The 24,456-nt window shown below is 64.5% G+C and carries 27 protein-coding genes; 14 read left to right on the top strand and 13 right to left on the bottom strand.

Going from position 1 to position 24,456, the window contains the following annotated elements:
- Nucleotides 1–10: 10 nt before the first annotated feature.
- The 4 genes from murJ (at nt 11) to FY036_RS22500 (ending at nt 4,052) form a co-directional block, all read left to right on the top strand.
- Complete coding sequence (gene murJ / locus FY036_RS22515; protein WP_148916935.1) at nt 11–1,612, top strand: murein biosynthesis integral membrane protein MurJ; 1,602 nt, start codon at nt 11–13, stop codon at nt 1,610–1,612.
- A gap of 85 nt (nt 1,613–1,697) precedes the next feature.
- Complete coding sequence (gene trpS, locus FY036_RS22510) at nt 1,698–2,765, top strand: tryptophan--tRNA ligase (RefSeq protein ID WP_148916934.1); 1,068 nt, start codon at nt 1,698–1,700, stop codon at nt 2,763–2,765.
- A gap of 95 nt (nt 2,766–2,860) precedes the next feature.
- Complete coding sequence (locus tag FY036_RS22505) at nt 2,861–3,352, top strand: universal stress protein (RefSeq protein WP_148916933.1); 492 nt, start codon at nt 2,861–2,863, stop codon at nt 3,350–3,352.
- Nucleotides 3,353–3,470: 118 nt separating this feature from the next.
- A complete protein-coding gene (locus FY036_RS22500) occupies nt 3,471–4,052 on the top strand; it encodes a NifU family protein (RefSeq protein ID WP_148916932.1) in 582 nt (193 codons plus the stop codon).
- A 99-nt stretch (nt 4,053–4,151) separates the two neighbouring features.
- Here the strand turns inward: FY036_RS22500 and FY036_RS22495 are convergent, their stop codons facing one another.
- On the bottom strand, nt 4,152–4,772 hold the full coding sequence (locus FY036_RS22495) for a L,D-transpeptidase family protein (protein WP_148916931.1): 621 nt from the start codon (nt 4,770–4,772) through the stop codon (nt 4,152–4,154).
- A 300-nt stretch (nt 4,773–5,072) separates the two neighbouring features.
- Between FY036_RS22495 and FY036_RS22490 the strand changes: the two genes are divergently transcribed.
- A complete protein-coding gene (locus FY036_RS22490; RefSeq protein WP_148916930.1) occupies nt 5,073–5,573 on the top strand; it encodes an MmcB family DNA repair protein in 501 nt (166 codons plus the stop codon).
- 9 nt (nt 5,574–5,582) lie between these two features.
- On the opposite strand, the gene FY036_RS22485 is transcribed toward FY036_RS22490, so the two are convergent.
- The 3 genes from FY036_RS22485 to FY036_RS22475 form a co-directional block, all read right to left on the bottom strand.
- A complete protein-coding gene (locus FY036_RS22485) occupies nt 5,583–6,482 on the bottom strand; it encodes a ribokinase (protein WP_148916929.1) in 900 nt (299 codons plus the stop codon).
- A 64-nt stretch (nt 6,483–6,546) separates the two neighbouring features.
- Nucleotides 6,547–7,425, bottom strand: a complete 879-nt coding sequence (locus FY036_RS22480; RefSeq protein ID WP_148916928.1) for a methylated-DNA--[protein]-cysteine S-methyltransferase — start codon at nt 7,423–7,425, stop codon at nt 6,547–6,549.
- Nucleotides 7,426–7,490: 65 nt separating this feature from the next.
- Nucleotides 7,491–7,976 (bottom strand): DUF2244 domain-containing protein, encoded by a 486-nt coding sequence (locus FY036_RS22475; protein WP_148916927.1) that lies wholly within the window; start codon nt 7,974–7,976, stop codon nt 7,491–7,493.
- Between the two features lie 21 nt (nt 7,977–7,997).
- Here FY036_RS22475 and nth point away from each other — a divergent pair, with 21 nt between their 5' ends.
- Entirely contained in the window at nt 7,998–8,762 is a 765-nt protein-coding gene (gene nth / locus FY036_RS22470; protein ID WP_148916926.1) for an endonuclease III, read from the top strand.
- On the opposite strand, the gene FY036_RS22465 is transcribed toward nth, so the two are convergent.
- The 5 genes from FY036_RS22465 to FY036_RS22445 form a co-directional block, all read right to left on the bottom strand.
- Nucleotides 8,759–9,208 (bottom strand): DUF2214 family protein, encoded by a 450-nt coding sequence (locus FY036_RS22465; RefSeq protein ID WP_148916925.1) that lies wholly within the window; start codon nt 9,206–9,208, stop codon nt 8,759–8,761. The two genes, nth and FY036_RS22465, sit on opposite strands and share 4 nt — an antisense overlap.
- Nucleotides 9,209–9,317: 109 nt before the next feature.
- Complete coding sequence (locus tag FY036_RS22460) at nt 9,318–10,052, bottom strand: sulfate transporter family protein (RefSeq protein ID WP_148916924.1); 735 nt, start codon at nt 10,050–10,052, stop codon at nt 9,318–9,320.
- 151 nt (nt 10,053–10,203) lie between these two features.
- A complete protein-coding gene (locus FY036_RS22455) occupies nt 10,204–10,683 on the bottom strand; it encodes a hypothetical protein (RefSeq protein WP_148916923.1) in 480 nt (159 codons plus the stop codon).
- 11 nt (nt 10,684–10,694) lie between these two features.
- The gene (locus FY036_RS22450; protein ID WP_148916922.1) at nt 10,695–11,057 is read right to left on the bottom strand and encodes a hypothetical protein; all 363 of its coding nucleotides are present in this window, start codon (nt 11,055–11,057) and stop codon (nt 10,695–10,697) included.
- A gap of 319 nt (nt 11,058–11,376) precedes the next feature.
- Entirely contained in the window at nt 11,377–12,327 is a 951-nt protein-coding gene (locus FY036_RS22445) for an AraC family transcriptional regulator (RefSeq protein ID WP_161601185.1), read from the bottom strand.
- Between the two features lie 157 nt (nt 12,328–12,484).
- Here FY036_RS22445 and FY036_RS22440 point away from each other — a divergent pair, with 157 nt between their 5' ends.
- Nucleotides 12,485–13,477 (top strand): adenosine kinase, encoded by a 993-nt coding sequence (locus FY036_RS22440; protein WP_148916920.1) that lies wholly within the window; start codon nt 12,485–12,487, stop codon nt 13,475–13,477.
- A 1-nt stretch (nt 13,478) separates the two neighbouring features.
- On the opposite strand, the gene FY036_RS22435 is transcribed toward FY036_RS22440, so the two are convergent.
- The 3 genes from FY036_RS22435 to hrcA all read right to left on the bottom strand — a co-directional run bounded on the left by FY036_RS22435 (nt 13,479) and on the right by hrcA (nt 16,055).
- Nucleotides 13,479–14,111 carry a trimeric intracellular cation channel family protein gene (locus FY036_RS22435; protein WP_148916919.1) on the bottom strand — a complete coding sequence of 211 codons (633 nt, stop codon included), beginning with the start codon at nt 14,109–14,111 and terminating at the stop codon, nt 13,479–13,481.
- A gap of 49 nt (nt 14,112–14,160) precedes the next feature.
- Nucleotides 14,161–14,826, bottom strand: coding sequence for a nucleotide exchange factor GrpE (gene grpE, locus FY036_RS22430; protein WP_148916918.1), 666 nt, complete (start codon nt 14,824–14,826; stop codon nt 14,161–14,163).
- Nucleotides 14,827–14,939: 113 nt separating this feature from the next.
- Nucleotides 14,940–16,055, bottom strand: a complete 1,116-nt coding sequence (hrcA, locus tag FY036_RS22425; RefSeq protein ID WP_407941200.1) for a heat-inducible transcriptional repressor HrcA — start codon at nt 16,053–16,055, stop codon at nt 14,940–14,942.
- A gap of 105 nt (nt 16,056–16,160) precedes the next feature.
- On the opposite strand from hrcA, the gene rph reads away from it, so the two are divergent.
- Genes rph through FY036_RS22395 form a run of 6 tightly spaced genes read left to right on the top strand, consistent with a single transcriptional unit; the run spans nt 16,161 to nt 20,380 of the window.
- On the top strand, nt 16,161–16,877 hold the full coding sequence (gene rph, locus FY036_RS22420) for a ribonuclease PH (protein ID WP_148916916.1): 717 nt from the start codon (nt 16,161–16,163) through the stop codon (nt 16,875–16,877).
- A 10-nt stretch (nt 16,878–16,887) separates the two neighbouring features.
- Complete coding sequence (locus FY036_RS22415) at nt 16,888–17,298, top strand: VOC family protein (RefSeq protein ID WP_148916915.1); 411 nt, start codon at nt 16,888–16,890, stop codon at nt 17,296–17,298.
- Complete coding sequence (locus tag FY036_RS22410; protein WP_148916914.1) at nt 17,299–17,949, top strand: non-canonical purine NTP pyrophosphatase; 651 nt, start codon at nt 17,299–17,301, stop codon at nt 17,947–17,949.
- Nucleotides 17,949–19,106 (top strand): radical SAM family heme chaperone HemW, encoded by a 1,158-nt coding sequence (gene hemW, locus FY036_RS22405; protein WP_148917156.1) that lies wholly within the window; start codon nt 17,949–17,951, stop codon nt 19,104–19,106. Before FY036_RS22410 ends, hemW begins: the two co-directional genes overlap by 1 nt.
- Nucleotides 19,107–19,110: 4 nt before the next feature.
- On the top strand, nt 19,111–20,016 hold the full coding sequence (gene rsmI, locus FY036_RS22400) for a 16S rRNA (cytidine(1402)-2'-O)-methyltransferase (RefSeq protein WP_235897766.1): 906 nt from the start codon (nt 19,111–19,113) through the stop codon (nt 20,014–20,016).
- Nucleotides 20,006–20,380, top strand: a complete 375-nt coding sequence (locus FY036_RS22395) for a YraN family protein (protein ID WP_148916913.1) — start codon at nt 20,006–20,008, stop codon at nt 20,378–20,380. Before rsmI ends, FY036_RS22395 begins: the two co-directional genes overlap by 11 nt.
- Here FY036_RS22395 and FY036_RS22390 read toward each other — a convergent pair.
- Nucleotides 20,368–21,747: a cytochrome P450 gene (locus FY036_RS22390; RefSeq protein WP_148916912.1), complete on the bottom strand. Its 1,380-nt coding sequence runs from the start codon at nt 21,745–21,747 to the stop codon at nt 20,368–20,370. The two genes, FY036_RS22395 and FY036_RS22390, sit on opposite strands and share 13 nt — an antisense overlap.
- 210 nt (nt 21,748–21,957) lie before the next feature.
- On the opposite strand from FY036_RS22390, the gene gyrB reads away from it, so the two are divergent.
- The gene (gene gyrB / locus FY036_RS22385) at nt 21,958–24,405 is read left to right on the top strand and encodes a DNA topoisomerase (ATP-hydrolyzing) subunit B (protein ID WP_148916911.1); all 2,448 of its coding nucleotides are present in this window, start codon (nt 21,958–21,960) and stop codon (nt 24,403–24,405) included.
- Nucleotides 24,406–24,456: the final 51 nt, after the last annotated feature.

Raw genomic sequence — 24,456 nt, 5'->3', positions numbered from 1 at the left:
GCTCCAGCCGATGAGCCTCATCCGGAAATTTGCCACCGTCGCCTCCGGGACCATGGCGAGCCGCATTCTCGGTTTCGGCCGCGAGATGCTGATGGCTGCGGCACTGGGGACCGGCCCGGTCGCAGGCGCGTTCTATGCCGCGTTCCTGTTTCCGAACACCTTTCGCCGGCTATTCGCGGAAGGCGCATTCAATGCGGCTTTCGTCCCGCTTTTCGCCAAGGAAATCGAGGCGAACGGCATGGACAGTGCACGGCGCTTTTCCGAAGAGGTTTTCGGCGTCCTGTTTTCGGTGCTGATAGCGCTGACGCTGCTGATGCAGCTTTCCATGCCCGTGCTGGTCGCCACAATCATCGCGCCCGGTTATGCGAGCGATCCCGCCAAGTTCGACCTGACCGTATCGCTCGCCATCATCATGTTCCCATACCTCATGTGCATGTCGCTTGGGGCGATGATGGCCGGCATGCTCAATTCTCTGCGCCACTATTTTGCGGCGGCGATCGCGCCGGTATTCCTCAATATCATCCTGATCGCGGTGCTCGCATGGGCGTGGTGGAGCGGTCGCGACGAGCGCCAGATCGGCTACGACCTTGCCTGGGGCGTGCTGGCATCCGGCCTCGTGCAACTGGCCATCGTCTGGTTCGCCGTGCGGCGGACTGGCATCCGCGTGCGCTTCCGCCGGCCGCGCCTGACCCCGAACGTCAAACGCCTGCTGTGGCTGGCCGCGCCGGCCGCGATCACCGGCGGCATCACGCAGATCAACACCCTGATCGGCACCGCCATCGCGTCCGGACAGGACCGGGCGGTGCCTGCTTTGGCGCAGGCGGACCGTTTCTACCAGTTGCCTCTCGGCGTCGTCGGCATCGCCGTCGCCATCGTGCTCCTGCCGGAGCTTGCCCGCGCACTGCGGGCCGGCAATGAGGGGGAGGCGTCGAACCTTCAGAACCGTTCGGTCGAGTTCGTGCTCTTCCTGACCCTGCCGGCGACGGCGGCTCTGCTGGTTATCTCGGAGCCCATCATCAGGGTGCTTTACGAGCGCGGCGCGTTCACGGCGGATGATACGGTGCTGGTCTCCGCTGTCCTGTCTATCTTCGCGCTGGGTCTGCCGGCATTCGTGCTCATCAAGGCGTTCACGCCCGGCTATTTTGCGCGGGAGGACACGCGCACGCCGATGATTTTCGCCGGCATCTCGGTCGCGGCAAACATCTCCATAGCACTGCTGCTGTTTCCCTCCATGGGGGCGCCGGGCATCGCGGTCGCGTCGGCGACGGCTGGGTGGATCAATGCGTTGCTGCTGTTCGGCATCCTGGTCAGGCGCGGCCACTGGGGTCGGGATGCCGGCCTCTTGAGGCGCATTCCGCTTCTGGTTCTTTCTTCGGCGCTGATGGCCGTCGCACTCTGGTTCGGAGCCGGCTTCCTGCAGCCGTGGCTGGGTCCCGATGCCAGCCTGATCGAGCAGATCGGCGCGCTGGCGCTGCTGACAGGATGCGGCATGATCGTCTATTTCGCGCTGGCCTTCGGCACCGGCGGCGCGGACTTCCGGCAGGTCATGCGCAGCATGAAGCGAAAGCCCGGCGCGGCCGCCCCTGCAACCACGGACGAAAATGCGCCTTGATGGCGCCCGACCATCGCGCTATCAGCCCCTCGCGATTGACGCCCTCGCCAGAAACGAGGCCCTCCACCAGCCCCGGACGTTTTTCATGAACAGCTTCAAGCCTCTCGTCTTTTCCGGCGTGCAGCCGACCGGAAATCTCCACCTCGGCAACTATCTCGGTGCGATCCGCAAGTTTGTCGCCCTGCAGGAAAGTCACGACTGCATCTACTGCGTGGTCGACCTGCACTCGATTACGGCGCAGTTGGTGCACGACGATCTGCCCGCGCAGACGCGTTCGATCACCGCCGCCTTCCTTGCAGCCGGCATCGACCCGAAGAAGCACATCGTCTTCAACCAGAGCCGCGTGATGCAGCACGCAGAGTTGGCATGGGTTTTCAACTGCGTAGCGCGGATCGGCTGGATGAACCGCATGACGCAGTTCAAGGACAAGGCCGGCAAGGATCGCGAAAATGCGTCGCTCGGCCTTCTCGCCTATCCGAGCCTAATGGCCGCCGACATTCTCGTCTATCGCGCCACGCACGTGCCGGTGGGCGACGACCAGAAGCAGCATCTGGAGCTGACCCGCGACATTGCCGCGAAGTTCAACAACGATTTCTCGAGGAAGATCGCCAGCCTGGGCGTGGGCGTCGAGATGCAGATGGGCGAGGAAAACGTCAGCGGTTTCTTCCCGCTGACCGAGCCGCTGATCGAGGGCCCCGCTACGCGCGTCATGAGCCTGCGCGACGGTTCCAAAAAGATGTCGAAGTCCGACCCGTCGGATCTCTCGCGCATCAACCTGACCGACGATGCAGACACGATCTCCAAGAAGATCAAGAAGGCCAAGACCGATCCCGAGCCGTTGCCGTCCGAACTGGACGGCCTGAAGGAGCGGCCGGAGGCGGACAACCTCGTCGGCATCTACGCTGCGCTCGCCGAGCGCAGCCGGCAGGACGTGATCGCCGAGTTCGGCGGGCAGCAGTTCTCCGTGTTCAAGCCGGCGCTGGCGGACCTGGCCGTCGATCGACTAGCTCCGATCGCGGCCGAGATGAGGCGTATCTATGCCGACACGGCCTATGTGGACAGTGTCCTGCGTGATGGTGGCGAACGGGCAGGGACCATCGCCGAGGGCACGATGAAGACCGTGCGTGAGATCATCGGCCTGCTGGCCGACTGACCCGTTGATGAAAGCGCTGACGCGACGCGGCTTGCCCGTTGCCGCGTCCAGTGGCAGATTGCGCCTCCGCAACACGATGCGGGTCGGGAGAGTCGATGGTTTCCAAACGTCTGATCCGCGAGGCCGGTCACCGGCGCAAGTTCCTTGCGATCGTTGACGATACGCCCGAGGCCGAGCGCGCCATCGCCTATGCCGCGCGCCGCGCGCGCTCCACCAGCGGGGTCGTGGTGTTGCTCTACGTGATCGAGCCGGGCGACTTCCAGCACTGGCTGGGCGTGGAGCAGATCATGCGCGAGGAGGCGAACGCCGCCGCTGCCGCAGCACTTGACGCCCATGCCGTCAAGGTGCGCGAAGAGATCGGCATAGAGCCCGAACTCGTGATCCGCGAGGGATTGCCGGCCGACGAAATCCACAAGCTCATCGAAGACGATCAGGACATCGCCATTCTGGTTCTCGCCGCTGGCAACGCCAAGGAGGGGCCAGGCCCGCTGGTCGCCTCCGTCGCGGGCAAGGGAGCCGCATTCCCCATTCCCGTGACCGTCGTGCCGATGAGCCTTTCGGACGAGGATATCGAAAGCCTGGCATAGGCGCGCGCATTTGCAGCCGGGCGGTTCGATCCCCATATCACAGCAAGATTGACGCTTGCAGTCCACGGCCGTTAGGCCTATTTAGAATTATTCCAAACTGTACGAACGGAGAACGGCGATGTTCATCCAGACCGAAGCCACCCCAAATCCCGCAACGCTCAAGTTCCTGCCGGGCAAGGTGGTGCTGGAAGAAGGAACGGCCGATTTTCGCGATGCCGAGGCGGCACGTGCCGCTTCCGCCCTTGCCGGACGCCTGTTCGACGTACCGGGCGTGGTCGGCGTCTTCTTCGGCTATGATTTCGTGACCGTCACCAAGGCGGAGGACCCGGATTGGCAGCACCTCAAGCCGGCAATCCTCGGCGCGATCATGGAGCATTTCATGTCGGGCCAGCCGGTCATGGCATCGGCCACCCATGCGGGCGATGGTCGTGCGGCCGAGGCCGGCGAGGAGTTCTACGACAAGGAGGACGAGGAAATCGTTCTCACCATCAAGGAACTGCTCGATACGCGTGTTCGCCCCGCAGTGGCGCAGGACGGCGGCGACATCACCTTCCGCGGTTTCGAGAACGGCACGGTCTTCCTTCACATGAAGGGCGCGTGCGCTGGCTGCCCGTCCTCGACGGCCACCCTGAAGCACGGCATCCAGAACCTGCTTCGCCACTTCGTGCCGGAAGTGCAGCAGGTCGAGCAGATTTCGTAAGGCCGAAAACGCCGTGGACACTACAGACAGCAACAAAAAACCGGGCGTATCGCCCGGTTTTCTGCATTTTGGACGTCGGTGTTGCCTAGACGGTCCGCATTACACCACGATGACCTTCGCGCCGTTTTCGGCGCGGTTGTACAGGTCAATGATGTCCTGGTTTATCAGCCGGATGCAGCCTGAGGACATCGCATGGCCGATCGAATTCCATTCCGGCGTGCCGTGCAGGCGGTAGCCCGTATCGCCACGCGCGTTGAAGAGATAGAGCGCCCGCGCGCCGAGCGGGTTTTGCAGGCCGCCGGGCTGTCCGCCCCGCCATTTGGCCAGCTCGGGCTGGCGCCGGATCATTTCTGCGGGCGGCGTCCATGTCGGCCACTCGCGCTTCATGGCGATGCGCGCCGTGCCCGACCATTCGAAGCCTTCGCGCCCGACGCCGATGCCGTAGCGCATCGCCCGGCCTTCCGGCATCACGTAATAGAGAAACTTCTCGTTCGTATCGACGATGATGGTCCCAGCCTTCTCGGCGGTGTCGTACTTGACGATCTGCCGATGATACTTGCGGGGCACCTTCGCGATCGGGATTTGCGGGAGTTGATACCCGGCGTCCTTCACCGACCCATACTCGGCGGTGAAAACGCTCATCCCGCCGGTGGTGCACCCTGCGAGTGCGGTCACCGCCACCAGCGCCGTGGCTCCAATCAAGAACTGCCGTCTGTGCATGCCCGTTCCTGCGATCTCTGTCGTTTGCCGCCCGATTCGAGCCGCATTTTCGTCACTTTCTCTTTCGCTCAGCTTTCGTTTGTTGCCAAGTGGCGCAATGGGGCTCCAGCATCGGCAACCGATGGTTACTGCGACGATATGGTAAATCGGCAACATTTTTTGCGGGTTCGCCAGTAGAGGGCGGCGCTTTGCCTCTTTGCGTCTGGCGGGAAACCTGTGATGCGCCTCGCCATGGCGGGAGAGGGCAGGAGGTCTCTGGCGCACTGTTCAACAGGCCGGGTTTTGGTGGCAATGTAGGCCATGCCCATCGTGTCGCCGATTCTCGTCAACCCCCTTGCCGACGGACGCCAGTCCGAGCGCGCCATGGTCGTGCGCCGCGGCGTCCAGCGCCTGTTGCTGGAGATGGGCGCTGTTGTGATTCCCGAGATCTGCCTTTCGACCGGTCGGCGGGCCGATCTCGTCGCGCTCACACGCAAGGGCGACATCTGGATCATCGAGATCAAGTCGTCGATCGAGGATTTCCGCGTCGATCGCAAATGGCCCGAATACAGGCTTCATTCCGATCGCTTCTTCTTCGCGACCCATCCGGACGTGCCGGCCGAGATATTCCCGCCCGAATGCGGGTTCATCCTGTCTGACGGCTACGGCGCGGAAATCCTGCGCGATGCGCCCGAGCACCGGCTCGCCGCCTCCACGCGCAAGGCGCTGATGCTGCGTATCGCCCGGGCAGGCGCCGCAAGGCTGACGGCGGCCGAAATCGCGGGCGTCTCGATTGCCGCGCTCGACGGCGAGAGCGAATAGGCGCGGGCTCTACGCGCCCAACGCTTCGTCGACGTCTGCCGCCATGGGAATTGAAGGCTGTGCGCCTGACTTCAGGCACGCCAGCGAGCCGGCCACCGCCGCGCGCCGCAGTGCGTCCTCAAGCGACAAACCGGCATCGAAACCAGCGGCCAGATAGCCGCAGAACGTGTCGCCCGCGCCGACCGTATCGACGGGCGTGATCTTCAGCCCCGTTGCCCGAACCACGCCCTGAGGCGTTGCAGCCGCCACGCCGTCCGCGCCCAGCGTGACGACGATGATGCGGCCGGTACGGGTGCAGAAGTCGATCATCCTTGCTTCGCGGTCATCGCCCGAAAGCTTCAGCGCCTCGGCATAGAGATCGAACTCGGTTTCGTTGGCGACGACGTAGTCGGCCATCGCGAGAAGGTCGGCCGCCTCCGGCATGAATGGCGCGGTGTTGAGGATCGAGATCGAACCGGCCTCCCGGGCCGCTTCAAGGGCGGCCTTGACCGCCTTGATGGGCACCTCGAGCTGGAGCATGAGCACGTCGTCCCCGGCAAGGGCCGCCGCGGCGACGTCTCCCGCAGCGACGGTGCCGTTGCCTCCAGGCACGATGGCGATGACGTTCTCGCCGCTTTCCTCGACGAGGATGACGGCGATGCCGGTGGCCGTATGCGCTTCGCGCACGCTCAGGAGATCGACGCCACCTTCGGCCAGCAGCGAAAGCGCTTCCTGCGCGAATGCATCCTTGCCGACGGAGCCGACCATGCGAACCTCCGAGCCCGCGCGCCTGGCGGCCAGCGCCTGGTTCGCGCCCTTGCCGCCCGGCGCGGTCGAGAACCCGTCGCCAGGCACTGTTTCGCCCGGCTTCGGCAGGCGGTCGACTGTCGCGATGAGGTCGAGATTGATGGAGCCGATGACGATAATCACGAATGAGCCTCCGAATGCATCTTCAGGAGGCTCTAGCCGATTTCGTGGGCTGCCGTAAGCCGTTTCAGCCTGCCAGTTGCCCGGCCTCCCAACCGAGGATCGCCCGCTTGCGCGTCAGCCCCCAGTGATAGCCCGTCAGTGCGCCGGATTTGCCGAGCGCGCGGTGGCAGGGCACGACAAAGGAGACCGGATTTGCGCCCACCGCCGCGCCGACCGCGCGGCAGGCGGCTGGATTGCCGATCTCGCTGGCGATGGATGAGTAGGTGCGTGCCCGGTTCATCGGAATTTTCAGCAGCGCTTCCCAGACGCGGATTTGGAAATCGGAGCCGATGAGCACGACGCGCAGCGGCTCTTCTGCCCTCCAGCGCGCGGGGTCGAAGATGCGCGCGGCGTAGGGGGCGGTGGCCGAAAGGTCCTCGACATAGGTCGCGTTGCGCCAGCGTCCGGACATATCCTCGAAGGCAGCCCGCTCGTCTCCATGGTCGCAGAACGCAAGGCCAGCCAGCCCACGATCCGTAACCATGACGAGCGCCATGCCGAACGGCGACAGATGGCAGCCGTAACGGATCGTCAGCCCCTTGCCGCGGCTCTTGTAGTCGCCGGGCGACATGGCTTCATGCGTGACGAACAGGTCGTGCAGACGGCCCGGCCCCGACATGCCCACCTCGAAGGCGGCGTCGAGCAGCGGAAGGCCGTCGTCCAGCAGCCGGCGGGCGTGATCGAGCGTCACCGCCTGGAGGAAGCCTTTGGGCGACAGGCCGGCCCACCGCGTGAACAGCTTCTGGAGGCCCGTCGGCGTTTCTCCGACCTCTTCGGCTAGTTGCTCCAGCGACGGCTGGTCCCGGTAGTCGAGGCTGATCTTCTCGATGGCGCTGCGAACGACCTCGTAGTCGTCGCCGGTGGGCGTGATGTCGCGTTGCAGGATTGCTGACTGGGCGTTCATGGCAATATCTCCTTGTCGCCAATATCGCCATCGGGCGTGTGTTTCGCCACCCGATTCCTGCCTTGTCAGCCGGCTTTCGCCGTCGCCAGCGCGTGGCCGAACGCGGTCGCGAAACTCTCACGGTCGTCCGGGTTGAGGAACGCGCCGATCGGCACGCGCCTGCCTTCACCCTCCACCGCCATGCCGGTGATGCCGATCTCTTCGTGCCGGGCGACCCGGAATTTCGTCCAGAACGGGTTGAAGCGATGCGCCTCGACCGTTCCCGAGGGCGCGACCTTGCGGATGTCGAGCGCGGAGCGCGACACCGACACCTCCTCGCGCGCACGTGCAGCACGGTAGTTCAGCTTGAAGGCGATGTAGATGGCCAGCATGTCGAGGCCGAAAAAGCCGAAGACCGGCCACGCACCGATCGACAGGAAGAACAGGCCGGTGCCCAGCCACATCACGCCCAGAACGCTCATCAGCACGATGAAGCCGGTGCGCCCGAGCGAACGGTGGGGCGTCAGCAGCGCATGGAAAAACGGTTCGTCTGCGGCTTTCGTTTCGGCCATGGCCAAGAGTATAGAGTGCGCATGGAAAAGCCCAAGATCAAAAAAGACGCGCCTGCTTCAGCGCGGCGGCGCCCCATATCCGGGCGCCGACGGCTGACGGCATACACGCGTGCCGAAATCGCCGAGATTTTCCGCCGTTTCTCGATCCAGCGGCCGGAGCCGAAGGGAGAACTCGAGCACGTCAACGCGTTCACCTTGCTTGTTGCGGTGGTTTTGTCAGCGCAGGCGACCGATGCCGGCGTGAACAAGGCGACGCGGGCACTGTTCGAGATCGCCGATACGCCACAAAAGATGCTGGCGCTGGGCGAGGAGACGGTCGGCCAGCACATCCGCACCATCGGCCTCTGGCGCAACAAGGCCAGGAACGTGATCGCGCTTTCTCAGGCGGTGATCGACGATTTCGGCGGCGAGGTGCCGCAAACCCGCGAAGAACTCGTGACGTTGCCCGGAGTCGGCCGCAAGACCGCGAACGTCGTGCTGAACATGTCTTTCGGGCAGCCGACGATGGCGGTTGATACGCACATCCTGCGGATCGGCAATCGCATCGGGCTGGCGCCGGGCAAGACGCCGGAGCAGGTTGAAGATACGCTCGTGCGGATCATACCCGAAGAGTACATGCGCCATGCCCATCATTGGCTCATCCTGCACGGACGCTATGTGTGCAAGGCACGCAAGCCGGACTGCCCGGCCTGCGTGATCGCCGATATCTGCAAGTCTTCGGAAAAGACGACTGCGATCCCCGCGCCTCTGGTGCCGATCGAGACCCTCGATGAGGTGGTCGTCTAGTAGCCGATGCCGCGCGCCATCATGGCCGCGAGGATCGGGATGAAGATCAGGACCAGGCCTTCGCGGTGCAGCCACTGGCGCACGGCCCCGATCTCTTCTTGCGGCACGACGAAGGACGCATCGGCCTTGGCAGCGCGCAGCCAGCGCTGGAACCGCAATGTCGGCGGGATGGAGAGAAGCCCGACGAGGATGAACGCACCGACCTTGGCCCAGAACACCCAGTAGGTCGAGTAGTATTCCCACCCGCGAAGCCCCCAGATCGCTCGCCCAAAGCCGACTGCGATCACGGCCATCGAGAGACCGCCATAGGCGCCGTCGAAGCGCGCCAGTCTCGCGATACCGCCAGCCGCGAGGCCAGGACGCACAATCGTCATCTGGATCGCGAAGATCGCGACGATGGTGAACACAAGCAGATGATGGAGAACGGCGAGAACGAGGTCGATCATTGCGCGTATCCGTTAAATTGACAATGTCAAGATTGGATATCGCGGATTTAGCCGTTCGTCAATCCGGCGTTGGCAGGGACAGTAGCGGATGAAGGGGGGGAGGCCGCGTTCAGCGTTGGTAGCCGGCCATCGCGAGCGGCACACCGTCTTCCCTGGCCGAAACCATCTTGTGCAGGTGCACCATCATGGCGGCAGCGAATAGCGGTGTCAGCAGGTTGACGATCGGCACCGAAAGGACCGCCGCAATCAGCAGCCCCGCGATGAATACGGTGCCGGCATGCCTGCGCCGCAGCGCCTTGGCTTCGGCCTCGGTGCGGAAGCGCATAGCGGCGAACTCGAAGAATTCGCGGCCGAGCAGATAGCCATTCACGATGAAGAACGCCGCGATGTTGACGCCCGGTATCAGCAACAGCAGCAGCGCGAACAGGTTTCCCACGATCACGAGGCAAAGAAACTTTACCGATACGAAAGCCGCCGTGGTCATCGAAAGGGCGCGGCCAGGCGGATCGAGCGGATAGTCCTCGCGCTCCACTATCTCGGCCACATCGTCGAGGAAGAAGCCTGCGATGATGGCCGTTACCGGTGCGATCAGCAGGCCAAGCCCGAGCGCCAGTGCGAGCCCGGCGAACACGGCAGCCAGAAGCCCTATCCACCCGGCCCACGCCGGCAGGTCCGGGAGCATCTCCTGAAGCGGCGGGAGGGCAAACGCCTCGAACAGGCTAGTGATACCGAACCACAGCCCGATCAAGGCCAGCACAGTCAGGCCCAGCGTCTTGAAAAAGACGGCGCGGAACTCGGCGGTCAGCAGCCGGCTGGCTGCTGCGGAAGCGGCTTCGAGGATCATGGCTCACCTGCGGTCTGAAACGCAGATATGTCGCGTACCGCTGCCCTGCAAGGTAACGAGGCCTTCGCGCGGCCCCACGCGAAGGCCTCTGCGCCCCGTTGACCAGACGGGACGCCCAGGCCGACCGTACCCTCGGCCTGTATTCGGAAGCCTAGAAATCGGTCAGGGCGCGAAGCCGTTCAGCGTAGGGGGCGAGGGCATCGACATGGCTTGCGCCTTCGGCCCGCAGCGCCCGGGCGCGGTCCACATGCGCACGCAGATCGGAGACGGCTTCGCGCTTCTGCTCCGCTGTAAGGCCCTGGATGCTGGTAACGTTGTCTTCAAGCCCCGCGAACACGGCTTCGAATTCCGCCTCCGGAACGGACGCCATCAAGCCCTTGAGGCTGTTGCCATAGGCCTTTCTCCAGCTTTCGCGCGAGAACCCCGCCGCGGGGATAAGGGCTTCGGTGTCCAGTTCGAACCATTCGTCGGCGGCCTCTTCGTCGTAGTAGACCGGCTCGCCATGCTCCTCGACCAGCCGTTCCAGCACCTCGACCACCGAGCCTGCTTCGCTGCTGGACAAGGCTGACGCGTAGGATGCCAGAAAGAGAGAAGCGACCACGGCGAGAAACGCCGCGATCATCATCTTCATAGGATCTCTGCTCACGACGCGTACCGCTGCTGGCATTGGTGCATGACGTTGGCGCGCGCCTGCGCGGACTGAGACCGGGCGATCGCGCCGCCCGCCGTGGATGCGACCTGCCCCGCGATGGCTCCGCCGCGCCCGCCGAAACCGCCGAACGCACCCGCCATACCGAGCGCGCCGCCCAGCATCGCAGCATTGGTCTGGTTCTGGATGGCCTTGTCGCACTCGTCGGCGGCAGCGGCAGTCTGGCTGGGGTGTGCCGCGGCAGCCGTACGTGCCTGCCGGGGCGTGTGATGCCCGCCTTCAGCGTCGACCGTTGCCGTCGTCTGGCTGCATGCAGCAAGCGAGCCGCAGAGTGCCGCTATCAGAAGCGCTCTCATATGCGCGCCCTCGCCGGCTGTCTTGGAATGCCGTCGCTGTGCAGCCGCAGCTGGTGAATGAAAAGAAAGGTGAATGCCTTCATGAGCATGGTCGTCCTGATCCGGGGTTGGCTGATCGCGCGCAGGCGTGACCGCCTGGTGCCAGGCCGGCGGGCTTCGCCATCGCGCAGATTGTCCGAGAACGCGTATTCCGACCGGGGAGGGCGGGCCGCATCGCAGAGGCGGCACGTTTAGTCGCGCACGATCGCGCCCATCAACGCGAAAGACCGCGCGCATAGGCTTTGCAGCGGCGCATAGCTTTGCGCTTGCTATATCGGCTTCAGCCGCGCCGATGCCTCGCGGGCGATGTGCCGAAGCGCCGGCGATAGGCGCTGATGAAGTTGGTCGAATGGGCGTAGCCGACCCGCCATGCGATCTGCTTGAGCGGAACCTGCGTTTCCTCATGCAGCATGATGCGTGCCGCATCCAGCCGGGCGTCGCGCAGATGCTCGAAGACGGTCGTGCCGAAGACTGCGCGAAAGCCCTCGTTCAGACGCCGGGCGCTGAGCCCGACTGAGTGCGCCAGCTCGTGGAGGTCCGGCGGATCGCGCAGATCGGAAACCAGCCTTTCGCGGGCCTCGCGCACGCGCACCTTGTCGCGCGCGGAAATTTCGCTCGAATTATCCTCGGCCCCCAGCCTCTCGAGGAGGCCGGCGAGAAAATGCAGGCAGCAGGCCTGCCGATGGAGCGAGGCCATGGAGCCGGTGTAGGAGAGGTCGAAAAGGTCTCTGGCCAGACGCGCCATCGTTGCATCGGCAAGCGGCCGCATCAGCGAATACGGTCCCAGCTTACCGTCCAGCGTCTCGCGAGCCAGCGCGGGCAACTCGTCGTCGCCGGCCAGTTCCGCAAGAGCTTCGGGGGTAAGCACGAGGCCCGCCACGCTCCACTTGCGACCCGGTTCGATATGGTAGCCGATCTGCGCTTCAGGCGTCACGGCGAAGAAGCGGCGCTCGTCGCGCCAGCTCTGTTCTTGCGCACCTTCGGTCGTGACGCGGCCGGCGCCGCCCAGCATCGTCCCCAGCACGATGGAGCCACGCTCCATCACGCCCTTGGGGATGAGACTGTAGCGGTGGCTGGAGCGCCCGGTAATGCGATAGAGATGGAAGCCGCGGCGCATCTCCACGCCTTCCATCCAGCCGCGAAACGGACCGTCGTCGAATTGCGTGCAGCCGTCGCGATAGAGGCGTTCGGGTTGATCGCCATCGAATTGAAATGACCAGCTCTCAGCCATGAGGATACCGCGGTAGAAAAATGATGCGGGCATATACTGTAGATTGTAGTGCATTGCTAGTCCCGGTGGCGGACTTGCCTTTTCGTCTCCACCGGCTAAACCCGACGCATGTACAATGTCGGCTGGCAAGGTCCTTGCCGGCTCTCCGGAGATTTTCATGAACCAGTACGACGTGCTTTGCATCGGCAACGCCATCGTGGACATCATCGCTCGCTGCGACGAAGCCTTCCTCACCGATAACGGCATCATCAAGGGGGCGATGAACCTGATCGACGCCGAGCGGGCGGAATTGCTCTACAGCCGCATGGGCCCGGCCATCGAGGCGTCGGGCGGTAGCGCCGGAAACACGGCTGCGGGCATTGCCAGTTTCGGCGGACGCGCTGCCTATTTCGGCAAGGTCAGCAACGACCATCTCGGCGGCATCTACACGCATGATATCCGGGCGCAGGGTGTCGCCTTCGACACAAGCCCGCTTGCGGGCGAACCGCCCACGGCCCGCTCGATGATCTTCGTGACCGCCGATGGCGAGCGCTCGATGAACACCTATCTGGGTGCGTGCGTCGAGCTTGGCCCGGAGGACGTGGAAGAAGAAAAGGCCAAGGGAGCGAAGGTCACCTACTTCGAGGGCTACCTCTGGGACCCGCCGCGCGCCAAGGAAGCGATACGCCTCACTGCCGCGCACGCTCATGCCGCAGGCCGGGAAGTGTCGATGACGCTGTCGGACCCCTTCTGCGTCGATCGCTACCGCGACGAGTTTCTCGATCTGATGCGATCGGGCATGGTCGATATCGTGTTCGCCAACGAGAGCGAGCTGAAGTCGCTCTACCAGACCTCGTCCTTCGAGGCGGGGCTGGAGGCGATCCGAAAGGACTGCAAGCTGGCGGCAGTCACGCGCTCCGAGCATGGCTCGGTCGCGATCCGCGGCGACGAGACGGTCCAGATCGACGCCATCGAGATCGCGGAACTGGTGGATACCACCGGTGCTGGCGATCTCTACGCGGCCGGCTTCCTGCATGGCTACACGACCGGGCGCAGCCTCGCCGAGTGCGGCGCTCTTGGATCGCTCGCGGCTGGGCTGGTGATCCAGCAAGTGGGCCCGCGCCCACGGCAGAACCTCAGGCAGGAAGCCGAGCAACGCGGACTGGCGTGACCTACGGAATATCTTCGGGGCGTCTTCCCGGCCGGCTCTTGTAGGGCGGAAACGACCAGCCGAACCATATCGCGCCGCCGCGAATGATGAACGCGACGGCAAAGGCGGGCGCTGCGGAAAGCAGAAGCGGAAGGCCGGCTATGTCCAGTACCGTGAAGGTGACCGCGCCGGCCATCGCCGCCGTGACGTAGATTTCGGGCCGCATCAGCACCGACGGTTCCCCGGCGATCTGGTCGCGCAATATGCCGCCGAACGTCGCCGTGAGCATGCCCATGACGACCGCGACCAAGGCAGAACCGGTCATCACCAATCCCTTCCACGCTCCGAATACGCAGTATGCGGCGAGGCCGATGGCGTCGAGCCACAAGAGCAGCTTGTAGCGGGATTCGATCAGGTGCGCCGAGAAGTAGACGGCGATGGCCATGGCGGCGCAGACGACCAGGTAGTCGTGGTTCTGCACCCAGAAGACAGGTGCGCCGAGAATGAGATCGCGCACGGTGCCGCCGCCGATGCCGGTCAGCCCGGCAAAGAACAGGAAGCCGATGATGTCGAGCTGCTTGCGGGACGCGGCCAGCGCACCCGTCGCCGCGAACACCGCGACGCCGGCATAGTCGAGAAAGATAATCTGGTTCATCGCGGCCTCCCGCCGGAATTTCTAGCGGAAGGCGGGGGATGACGAAAGATCAGGCGTCCTTTTCGGCGCGCGGATCCGGCGGGCCGGGCTCGGCGGCGTTGGCCTGTTCGGCAGCCTGTTTCGGCCCGCCCTTGGCGACGCCGACCATCGCGGGACGCAGCACCCGCTCGCCGATGACGTACCCGGTCTGGACGACCTGGACCACCGTGTTGGCGGGCACGTCAGGGTTCGGAACCTCGAACATCGCCTGATGGAAGTGCGGGTCGAACCTCTCGCCGTGCGGGTCGAGCTTCTTGACGCCATGGCGTTCCAGCGCTGACAGCATCGCGCGTTCCGTCATGTCCACGCCTTCGATCAGCGCGGTGAAACCGGCATCGCCGGATGCCTTCGCCTCTGCCGGGATCGCGTCGAGGGCGCGGCGCAGATTGTCGGAAACCTGCAGCATGTCACGTGCGAAGTTGGCAATCGCGTACGCCTTGGCGTCCTGCACGTCGCGCGCGGTGCGTCGGCGCAGATTCTCCATCTCGGCTGCAAAGCGCAGCGCGCGATCCTTGAGCTCCTCGTTCTCCTTCACCAGTCGCACGACCGCCTCGTAGTCCGCATCCTGGCCGGCATTCTCCGCCTGGAAGGCCTCACCGGTCGCCGCGGTTTCGGCGTATTCGGACTTCGCCGCGGTTTGCTCGGGCGCGCGTTCGTCTTTGGGCTGTTCGCTCATCGCCTGATCCCGTCCTGGAACGTTTCTGGATTTGCGCCCGATATCGAGGTTCGGGCGTTGAAAATCAAGAGGCGAAAGGGGAATCCGTTCCTATGTTCCCCGTCGTGACGGGACTACCGGATCATCCGGCTTATCATCTGCGCCGTATAGTCCACCATCGGTACGATGCGGGCATAGTTGAGCCGTGTCGGGCCAATCACGCCCAGAGCACCGATCACGCGGGCATCCTTGTCGCGATACGGCGCCACCACCAGTGACGAGCCGGACAGCGAGAACAGCTTGTTCTCCGAGCCGATGAAGATGCGCACGCCCGAGCCCTCCTCGGCAAGGTCGAGCAGCTGGATCAACCCTTCCTTGGTTTCTAGGTCGTCGAAGAGATGGCGCAGCAGATCGATGTCTGCCTGTGCGGTGACGTTTTCGAGCAGGTTTGCCCGGCCGCGCACGATCAGGCGCGCGGGAAGGCCGCTTTCGGCGCCTGCCCAGACGGCAAGCCCGCGTTCGACAAGATCCTGGGAGAGCGTATCGAGCGCAGCCTTGGTTTCCTCCTTCAGCTTCGCGATCTCCGATTTCGCTTCCGCCAGCGTGCGGCCACGAATATGCGCGTTGAGGAAGTTGGACGCCTCGTGCAATTGCGACGCGGTGACGCCGACAGGCAGGTCGACGACGCGGTTTTCCACGTCGCCGTTCTGCGAGACCATCACGGTCAGTGCCTTGGTGGGCTCCAGCTGGATGAACTCGATATGCTTGAGCGGCACCTCGTTCTTGGTGGCCAGCACGAGGCCCGCACCGCGCGACATGCCCGAAAGCATCTGGCTGGCATCCGTCAGCATGTGCTCCAGCGTCGCGCCGCTGCCGGATGCCTTGACCTGCGCCTCGATTACCCGGCGCTCGTCATCGGAGAGGTCGCCCAGCTCCATGAACGCATCGACGAAGAATCGCAGGCCTTGCTGGGTCGGGAGCCGCCCGGCCGAGATGTGCGGCGCGTAGATCAGGCCCAACTGCTCGAGGTCGCTCATAACGTTGCGGATGGTGGCAGGCGAAAGCGACTGCGGCAGCAACCTAGAGAGGTTACGTGAGCCGACCGGCTCACCGTCGCGCAGATAGGTGTCGACGATGGTGCGGAAGATGTCGCGTGAGCGCGCATCCAGCGACTGCAGTTGCGGGTCGGCCAATGGCTTGGTCATCGTCGATCTTGCCTCTTTCATTGCAGAAATATAGTCGGCTGGCATGCCGAAGCAACGGTGGGAAAGGCTGCCAGGGGTGCCTTTTCCTTTGCGTCTTGGGTCTGCCGGGGCTAAAAGCCCGCGACAATCGAACAGGACCGGAAGAAAAACATGCGGCCATCCAAGCGCCAGCCCGACGAGATGCGGGCTATCTCCTTCGAACGCGGCATATCCAAGCACGCGGAAGGCTCGTGCCTCGTCAAGTTCGGCGACACGCACGTGCTGTGCACCGCCAGCCTCGAGGAGCGGGTGCCGGGCTGGATGCGCAATTCGGGCAAGGGCTGGGTCACCGCTGAATACGGTATGCTTCCCCGCTCCACGGGCGATCGCATGCGCCGCGAGGCATCGTCGGGCAAGCAGGGCGGCCGCACGCTCGAAATCCAGCGTCTCATCGGCCGCAGCCTGCGTGCCGTCGTTGATCTTCAGGCGCTTGGCGAGATGCAGATCACAGTCGACTGCGACGTGATCCAGGCCGATGGCGGTACGCGCACTGCGGCCATTACCGGGGGGTTCGTGGCGCTGCATGACTGCCTGAAGTGGATGGAAGCGCGCCAGATGATCAGCGTGTCCAAGGTCCTGAAAGACCACGTCGCGGCGATTTCCTGCGGCATCCATGACGGCGTGCCGGTGATCGATCTCGACTATGACGAGGACTCGTCCGCCGGCACCGATGCCAATTTCGTCATGACCGGCAAGGGCGGTATCGTTGAGGTGCAGGGCACGGCCGAGGGCGAACCTTTCTCCGAGGAAGAGTTCGCCGCCCTGATGGGATTGGCCAAAGCGGGTATCGCGAGGCTGGTGAACCTGCAGAAAATGGCGATCGCCTGAGACGATCGAGATGACGCCCTCCGGCATCCTAGAATCTGCGCTTTACGTGGACGACCTCGACAAGGCCGAGCGGTTCTACGGCGAGGTGATGGGGCTGGAGCGCATTGCAAAAGTCGAGGGTCGGCACGTCTTCTTCCGCTGCGGGGAGGGCGTGTTGCTGCTCTTCGACGCTGACAAGACAGTGAAGCCGCCGGCCGCAGATGCCAGGCTGCCGGTTCCGCCGCACGGCACCAAGGGCGACGGTCATCTCTGCTTTCGTGGCACTGAAGACGAGATCGAGCGCTGGAAGGCGCATCTTGAAGCGAACGGCGTTACGATCGAGGCCGATTTCGAATGGCCCCAGGGCGGGCGCTCGATCTATTTTCGCGATCCGGCGGGCAACTCGCTGGAGATCGCCAACCCGAGGATCTGGGGACTGTAGATGCGCAAGCTGGACGGAAAGAAGATCGTGGTCGCCAGCCACAACAAGGGCAAGCTGGCCGAGATCGCCGACCTGATCGCACCGTTCGGTCTGGAGGCGAAATCGGCGGCCGAATACGGTTTGGCGGAACCTGCCGAGACGGGCACGACCTTCGAGCAGAACGCCTACACCAAAGCCCATGCCGCCGCTTCGGCGACCGGTCTGCCCGCCTTGTCCGACGACAGCGGGCTGGTGGTCGACGCGCTGGATGGCGCGCCGGGCGTCTACACCGCCGATTGGGCCGAAACACAGAGCGGCACCCGCGACTTCGCCATGGCCATGCGCAGGGTCGAGGATCTTCTGCAGGAGAAGGGCGCGGTGACGCCGGACGCCCGCACGGGCCGGTTCGTTGCCGTATTGTGCCTGTGCTGGCCCGACGGTCATGCCGAGTATTTCCGCGGCGAGGTGGAGGGCACGCTGGTATGGCCGCCGCGCGGCGAGCGCGGCTTCGGATACGACCCCGTGTTCAAGCCGGACGGCTACGAAGAAACGTTTGGCGAGATGCCCGCGTCGCAGAAGCATTCATGGGAAGCCGGACGAGGCGACCTTGGACTTTCACATCGTGCCCGCGCCTTCGCCAAATTCGCCAATGCAATGCTGGTCGAGGCATGATGCCCGACGACCGCCAGCCGGGGTTCGGCGTCTATGTGCATTGGCCTTTCTGCGCGGCCAAATGCCCGTATTGCGACTTCAACAGCCATGTCCGGCACCAGAAGATCGACGAGGAGCGCTTTGCCGCCGCGTTCGCGCGCGAACTGGCGACAATGCGAGCGCGCACCGGTCCGCGTGAAGTCACCTCGATCTTCCTGGGCGGCGGCACGCCCTCGCTGATGAAACCGGACACGGTCGGCGCGGTGCTGGAAACGATCGCGGCCAACTGGACGGTGCCTGACGGGATAGAGGTGACGCTTGAGGCGAACCCGAGTTCGGTAGAAGCATCCCGGTTCAGAGGATATCGCGCCGCAGGCATCAACCGGGTCTCCCTTGGCGTACAGGCGCTCAACAACGCAGACCTGCGCTTTCTGGGCCGCCTGCACGATGTCGACCAGGCGCTCGGCGCGATCCGGCTTGCCCGCGAAACATTCCCGCGACTTTCCTTCGACCTGATCTACGCCCGGCCGAACCAGACGCTGGACGCTTGGGAGAAGGAACTCGACGCGGCCATCGGACATGCCGCCGATCATCTATCGCTTTACCAGCTCACCATCGAGGAAGGGACGCGCTTTCATGCGCTGCATGCGGCAGGAAAGTTCTCCGTGCCGGACCCCGACCACGCCGCCGACCTCTACCGGCTGACGCAGGAAGTGACCGCCGCACGCGGCCTGCCCGCCTACGAGATTTCAAACCACGCAAGGCCGGGGGCGGAAAGCCGGCACAACCTCGTCTACTGGCGCTACGGTGAATATGTCGGCGTCGGCCCCGGCGCACATGGCCGCTTCATCGAGGACGGCAAGCGCATCGTCACCTTCACCGAGAAGATGCCTGAGACGTGGGCCAATCTGGTCGAGGCCAGAGGGCACGGCGTGATCGGGGGCGAGACGCTGACGCGCTCGGAAGAGGCCGACGAGTTTCTGCTGATGGGACTGCGGCTGACGGAGGGCATCGACCTCGCTCGCTACGAGCAGCTGTCCGGCAGGCCGCTGTCGTCTCGCCGTATCCAGACCCTTCAGGAAGAAAACCTCGTCGCGCCCGTGGGTAATTCGCGCCTGCGTGCCACGTCCACCGGCATGATCGTGCTCGACGCGGTGGTCGCCGATCTGGCACGATAGCGCGATGGCGCTGGAACAGGGCGAACGGCAACGCGGCTACATGATCGGACAGGCGGCGTTTGCTGCCCGCCCGCTGGAGCCCGCGCTCTATCTGGTGGCAACGCCCATCGGCAACCTCTCCGACATCACGATACGCGCGCTGGAGACGCTGGCGGCCGCCGACATCGTTGCCTGCGAGGATACCCGTGTCACCCGCGTGTTGCTCGACCGCTACGGCATAAGGCGGCGAACCACTGCCTATCACGAACACAACGCAGCCGAAGCGGGGCCGAAGTTGGTTGAGGCGGTGCTTGGCGGACGAAGCGTCGCGCTAGTGTCGGATGCAGGCACGCCGCTCGTTTCCGACCCCGGATTCCGGCTGGTGGGCGAGGTGACGCAGGCGGGTGGGCGCGTGGTACCTATTCCCGGCCCCTCGGCGCTGCTGGCGGCGCTGACCGCCTCGGGCCTACCTTCGGATGCGTTCCTCTTCGCGGGTTTCCTGCCGTCCAAGGCTGGGCAGCGTAGGTCGAGGCTGGAGGAACTGCGGGCCGTGCCGGCGACGCTTGTGTTCTACGAATCGCCGCGCCGGCTTGCCGACACGCTTGGCGCCATGGCCGAGGTGCTGGGCGAACGGGACGCCGCCGTTGGCCGCGAGCTCACCAAGACGTTCGAGGAAATGCGCCGTGCTTCCTTGCAGGAACTGGCGCGGGCCTATGCGGAGGAGGATACGCCTCGCGGCGAGATCGTCATCTGCATCGGTCCACCGGCGGCATCGGCCCAACCCGATGCGCAGGACATCGATGCGCTGCTGGTTTCGCTGTCGTCCGAACTGGGCGCGTCCCGGGCGGCCGGCGAAGCGGCGAAGATGACGGGCGCGCGCAAGGGAGATCTCTACCGACGGCTCATGGAATTGAAGGGCGATGCCGGATAGAGGCCGCGCCAGCCGACAGCTTCATGAACGTCGCGGGCACCGCGGCGAATGGCTGGCAGCGCTGGCGCTCAGGCTCAAGGGGTATCGTATCGTTGCCCGTCGCCATCGCACCAGGCTGGGCGAGATCGACCTCATCGCGCGGCGCGGCGATCTCGTACTGATCGTCGAGGTCAAGGTGCGGCCGACACTGGTGCAGGCGATGGAAGCCATAGCGCGCATGTCGGAAAGGCGGATCGAGGCCGCCACCGATCTTTGGCTCGCCCGCCAGCCCGACCATGCACGGCTGTCCATCCGCTTCGACATGGTCGCCGTACTGCCCCGCCGCTGGCCGGTGCATGTCGAGAACATCTTTCAGGGGCGCTGACGCCTCGTCACGCGCATCGGCAGGCCGCCCTGTGGCTGGGTCGTCAGTTTCTGCACCGGCCAGGGGTTGGTTTCCGGCACCGTATCGAACCGGTAGCGTGACATCAGGACGCCCAGCGCGATGACCGCTTCCTGCATGGCGAAGGCTGCGCCGATGCAGATGCGCGGGCCGGCACCGAAGGGCAGATACTGGAAGCGGTCGATCGCCTCGCGGTTTTCCGGGTGGAAGCGTTCGGGCATGAAGGCTTCCGGGTTGTCCCATAGCTTGCGATGGCGGTGGATCGTCCACGGCATGATCTGGATTTGCGCGCCCTTGACGATATCGAGATCGCGCCAGCGTTCCGGTTGGATCGCCTCCCGGCTGATCGAGGCTGCAGGCGGGTAGAGCCGCATCGCCTCCTCGAACGCGGCGCGCGTGTATGGCATCTTGCCGAGCCATTCGTAGGGATCGGGCGTGGTGGCGACGACTTCGTCGATCTCGTCCTCGACCCGATCGCGCTCCCACGTTGCCTCCGCCAAGCAGAACAGGGTCCAGCCGAGCGCACGCGCCGTCGTCTCGTGGCCTGCGCCGATGAAGGTGATGATGTTGTCCTCGATCTCCTGCGCGGTCAGCCCGTCCGGTCCTTCGGCCTTGAGCAGCAGGGTGAGGAAATCGTTGGGGGAGCCTTCGATGTCGTGGGAAAGCTTTTCCTTGCGCATGCGCATCGTCTCGGCCACCAGCCCGCGGAAGAAGGCCAGCGCCTTGCGCCCGCGCAGCCGCGTGATGCGCGGCAGCCAGTCGGGCGCGCCGATGAGGTCCAGCGGATCAACCCGGCCCATCGTCTCGAACAGATGATCCACCTGATGGGCGAAATCATCCGGATCGCCCGCGATCTCGCCCGAGAACAGCGTCTCGGCCAGGATTTCGTAGGTCAGCATCGTCATGTCGCGCGCGACGTCCACGACGGCGCCATCCTCGTAGCGCGCGGCGAAATCCTCCGACACGCGCAGCATCGGCTGGGCAAAGCCGGCGATGTGGCGCGGCGTGAAGACCGGTGCCATCGCCTTGCGGGAGCGCTTCCAGATGTCCCCTTCGGCCGTGAGCAGGCCGTCCTTGAGGATCGGGCGCAGGATCTTCTGGCGCACGCGCGCCATCCGGTAGTTCTTTGCGTTGTCGACGAGGATGTGACGGATGAGGGCCGGGTCGTTGGCGATGACCAGTGGCCCGCCGATGCCGGTGGAGATAGAAATCCACGGTTCGTTGTATGACGGTTCGCCCCACAGTTCGAGCGGGTTGCGATAGACGATCCGCATCATCTGCAGCGTCGAGGGGGGCTTTTGGCGCGGCCGCGGCGCTGGCGGGATGAAGGGGGCCGGTTTGGCGTCCATGCGAGGCTCCGTTGGGGCTTGGATCAATCTAGGGACGATGCCGCCGCGGTTCAAATCACGAAGGCCGGCAGAGGCATCTGCAATCCCCATTCAAATCGGCCCCAAACCTTGGAAAACCGGCCTCGAACGCCTATATCTTGGGCATCTTCGGGCGGTGATTCGAGCCATTCAGCGAGCCGCCGTCTTCCAGAACGGCAAGATTGGAAATTCATGAGCGACGAGACCGAGAACGGCAACGGCGGCAGCAGCGAATACGGCGCAGATTCCATCAAGGTTTTGAAGGGGTTGGACGCGGTTCGCAAGCGGCCCGGCATGTATATCGGCGATACCGACGACGGCTCGGGCCTGCACCATATGGTCTACGAGGTGGTCGACAACGCCATCGACGAGGCGCTGGCGGGCCATGCGACCCGCGTCACCGTGACGCTCAATCCCGACGGCTCGTGCACCGTGACCGACAACGGGCGCGGCATTCCGACCGACATTCACTCCGGCGAGGGCGTTTCGGCAGCCGAGGTCATCATGACCCAGCTTCACGCCGGCGGTAAGTTCGACCAGAATTCCTACAAGGTTTCGGGCGGCCTGCACGGCGTGGGCGTATCGGTGGTCAACGCGCTTTCCGTCTATCTGGCGCTCAAAATCCGGCGTGCCGGCAAGATTCACGAGATGAGCTTCACCCACGGCGTGGCCGACGCGCCGTTGGCCGTGACCGGCGATGCGGGCAACGAGACCGGAACCGAAGTGACCTTCCTGCCGTCCTCCGAGACGTTCACAATGGTCGAGTTCGACTACGGGACACTGGAGCACCGGCTGCGCGAACTGGCGTTCCTCAATTCGGGCGTGCGCATCATCCTCACCGATGCGCGCCACGCCGACATCAAGCAGCAGGAACTGCTCTACGAGGGCGGGCTGGAAGAGTTCGTCAAATATCTCGACCGGGCCAAGAAGCCGCTCATCGCCTCGCCCATCGCGATCAAGTCGGAGCGTGACGGCATCACGGTGGAAGTGGCGATGTGGTGGAACGATTCCTACCACGAGAACGTACTGGCCTTCACCAACAACATCCCGCAGCGCGACGGCGGCACGCATCTGGCGGGCTTCCGCGGCGCACTCACGCGGCAGGTCACCGGCTATGCCGAGACATCCGGCATCTCCAAGAAGGAGAAGGTGTCGCTGACGGGCGACGATTGTCGCGAAGGCCTCACAGCCGTCCTGTCGGTCAAGGTTCCGGACCCGAAATTTTCCTCTCAGACCAAGGACAAGCTGGTCTCGTCAGAGGTGCGTCCGGTCGTGGAAAGCCTCGTCAACGAGGCGCTGAACACGTGGCTGGAAGAGCATCCGGCCGAGGCGAAGGTGCTGGTTGGCAAGGTCGTGGAAGCGGCCGCCGCCCGCGAGGCGGCGCGCAAGGCGCGCGAGCTGACGAGGCGCAAGGGCGCTCTCGACATCACCTCGCTGCCCGGCAAGCTGGCAGACTGCCAGGAGCGCGACCCGGCCAAATCGGAAATCTTCATTGTCGAGGGTGACTCGGCAGGCGGCTCGGCCAAGTCCGGCCGCTCGCGGCAGAACCAGGCGATCCTCCCGCTGCGCGGCAAAATCCTCAATGTCGAGCGTGCGCGCTTCGACCGCATGCTGTCGTCAGACATGATCGGTACGCTGATTACGGCGCTCGGCACGGGCATCGGCAAGGACGAGTTCAACGCCGACAAGCTGCGCTACCACAAGATAATCATCATGACCGACGCCGACGTGGACGGCGCACATATTCGTACGTTGCTGCTTACCTTCTTCTTCCGGCAGATGCCGGAACTGATTGAGCGCGGCCACCTCTATATCGCCCAGCCGCCGCTCTACAAGGTGAGCCGGGGCAAGTCCTCGCAATACATCAAGGACGAGCGTTCGTTCGAGGAGTTCCTGATCGAATCCGGGCTCGACGAGGCGTCGCTGACGTTGAGCGACGGCGAGGTGAGGACGGCGCAGGACCTGCGTGCGGTGATCGAGGATGCGCTTGCCGTGCGCTCACTGATGAACGGCCTCCACACCCGCTATTCGCGCTCGGTGGTCGAGCAGGCGGCCATCGCCGGGGCGCTCAACGCCGCGATCCTGGCCAACCCCTCGCAGGCGCTGGAAGCGGCGCACTATGTCGCGACACGGCTGGACATGATCTCGGAAGAGACCGAGCGTGGCTGGGAGGGGCGCGTCAACCCCTCCAACGATGGAACCGGTGGTCTCGTCTTTGAGCGCACCGTGCGCGGCGTGAAGGAAGCGGTGACGCTGGATGCGGCGCTGATCGGCTCGGCCGATGCGCGCGCACTCGACCGCTACGCCGCACGCCTTCAGGAAATCTACACCAAGCAGCCAACGCTGCGCCGGCGCGAGACTTCGGAGGCGATCTCCGGCCCGATGGCACTACTGGATGCCGTATTCGCGACCGGCCGCAAGGGCCTGTCGATGCAGCGCTACAAGGGTCTGGGCGAGATGAACGCCGAGCAACTGTGGGAAACCACGCTGGACCCTAACGTGCGCTCCCTGCTGCAGGTGAAGGTAAACGACGCGACCGACGCCGACTCGCTTTTCGCGCGCCTGATGGGCGACGAGGTCGAGCCACGCCGTGACTTCATCCAGGAAAACGCGCTGTCGGTGGCCAATCTGGACGTCTGACGACCGTCGTCCGCTTTCTGTGCAAGAGGCCGCTCCCGATAGGGAGGCGGC

Origin of the sequence: Neoaquamicrobium microcysteis, assembly GCF_008180155.1 — a bacterium.
Taxonomy (GTDB): domain Bacteria; phylum Pseudomonadota; class Alphaproteobacteria; order Rhizobiales; family Rhizobiaceae; genus Aerobium; species Aerobium microcysteis.
Note: the sequence above shows the minus strand (reverse complement) of the source record. Positions and strands in the feature narration are given on the sequence as shown.